Origin of the sequence: Streptomyces sp. NPDC091376, from assembly GCF_044757085.1 — a bacterium.
GTDB lineage: Bacteria > Actinomycetota > Actinomycetes > Streptomycetales > Streptomycetaceae > Streptomyces > Streptomyces pratisoli.
Genome location: NZ_JBIVUF010000067.1, coordinates 1 through 1,872, shown reverse-complemented (window position 1 = coordinate 1,872; position 1,872 = coordinate 1). Strand labels below are relative to the sequence as shown.

Genomic DNA, 1,872 nt, shown 5'->3' with positions numbered 1-1,872 from the left:
CCACATTGTTCTGACCGTATTTCGCGAAGAGGGAGACTCGGGTGGACGTCTGTCCGGTGGGGACTTGGTAGATCCCGTACCACTCCCCCCACTTGCCGTTGCTGCCGGTGATGTCGAAGGTGCCTTTGCCGGCGGGCTTTTGGATGGTTCCGTAGCCGCCCGCGGCGCCGAGGAGAAGCCACATGGTGGATTGGTGGCCGGAGTGTTTCAGGCGCCAGACCATTTCCTCGCCGGGGGTCGTCGCCACCTCCTGTTCGAGGGGCGCGTAGGAGGGGGTGATGCTGGCGTACTGGTTTCCCTCGGGAGTGTCGTCCTCGCCGGTGTTGAATCCGACCCATCCGTCCCGTGACTTCCAGCCGGGTATCTCGTTTCCGTCTACCCAGCTACTCTGCGTCTGCTGAGGCTGCTCGAAGCCGCCGTTGACCAGCGTGGGCTTCGGCGTGCTCGTCGAGGGCTCGCTGGATCCGGCGCCAGCGTGCTGGAGTACCAGCGCGGACACCATCGCCGAGACCGCACACGCGGCCACGACTATCGGCTTTCGTGACCTGCGGTGCCTGTTTCCACTCACGCGATTCACCTTCTTGATTTATGTGGCTGAGCACCGGGTTCCCTTGAGAGAGAGGGGGGTGGGGCTCATCGTGATCGTGCTCGTCCGCTGGGCTGTCGGACACTGGGTTTCACTGGTGTTGGGGAGCGCGCCTTGTTGTTCCGCCTTGATGTGTCCCGGCGGTGTTGGCCGAGGTGGTACAGGCGTTGTCGGTCCCGGTGGGGCTCATGGCAGGACTCGGACGGCCCCGGAGGGTTGGTCCCAGGTGAGGGTGCGTTTGGCTACGCCCGCTCTCGGGTTCTGGGCTCCGATGAATTCGCCGCCGCCGATGTAGATGGCGACGTGGTAAGCGTTCGCCGGTGAGCCCCAGTAGAGGATGTCGCCTGGCTGAAGGTTCTGGAGCGATACCTGGCGGCCGGCTTGGACCTGGTCTTTGGCTACGCGCGGCAGGGATACGCCGGCCCTTTCGAAGGCTTTCAGCACCAGGCCTGAGCAGTCCCAGGCCGCGCTGGTGGTGCCTCCCAGGACGTAGGGCTTGCCTAGCTGTGCGTGGGCGAAGTTCACGACGGCCGCGGCGGCTCCGCCGGTGGTGGCCTGTGGGGATGGTGAAGTTGAGGCGGTGGTGAATTGGCCTTGCGAGGTGGTGCTCGCCGTCGCGGCTGCCGTTTCCTTTCGGGCCGCTGCCGCTTTGGCTTGGGCTATGCGCGCGGCTTTGGCTTTGGCTGTGCGGGCCGCTTCCTTGACTTTGCGTTCGGCGGCTGCCTTGGCCTTGCGCGCCTGTGTCGCGGCGAGTGCGGTGGCCTTGTCCTCCTCGGCCTGGAGTGCCAGGGTGTGGGCCGCTCGGGCTGTGGCTTCGGTGGTTTCCTCGAGGGAGCCCCGCAGGCTCTCCATTCGCTGGGGTTGGGTGATGGTGTCGGTTGGGGTATGGGAAGGGCCGGAGCGGGCTTCGGCGGGGATGGTCGTGGCCGCGACCGCACCGAGCACGCTGGTGACGATGCTTGCTCGGAGTGCCACGAGGGTTGATGGGTAGTGGGGTTTTCGGTGTCTGCCGAGGGTCCTTCTCAGGGCTGAGGTGGTGTGCGGGGTCCACGATGCGTGTTCGGACATGTCAGCCTCTATCACTTTTCCGTTCACCGGGGGCTCCGGCTGTGTACTTCGGGGGCAAAAGGGGTCGGCGGCGTGGGGGTGCCGGTGGGCCGGCACCCCCTTTTCTGTTCGCCGTTGTTGTTGGGTGGTTATTGCCGGCGTCGTCGGGTGGCCCAGACGACGGCGGTTCCGGCGCCGAGGACGGCAAGGGCAGCGGTGGCGATCCCGGCGGTTCGGGC

Annotated in this window: 1 protein-coding gene and 1 pseudogene; both read right to left on the bottom strand. The window is 66.1% G+C overall.

Annotated features, from left to right (window positions below):
* Positions 1-502, bottom strand: a pseudogene (locus ACIQMR_RS38335) (hypothetical protein); the annotation flags it as partial.
* Between the two features lie 270 nt (positions 503-772).
* Positions 773-1,531 (bottom strand): C40 family peptidase, encoded by a 759-nt coding sequence (locus tag ACIQMR_RS38330; RefSeq protein ID WP_401397783.1) that lies wholly within the window; start codon positions 1,529-1,531, stop codon positions 773-775.
* Between the last annotated feature and the right edge of the window lie 341 nt (positions 1,532-1,872).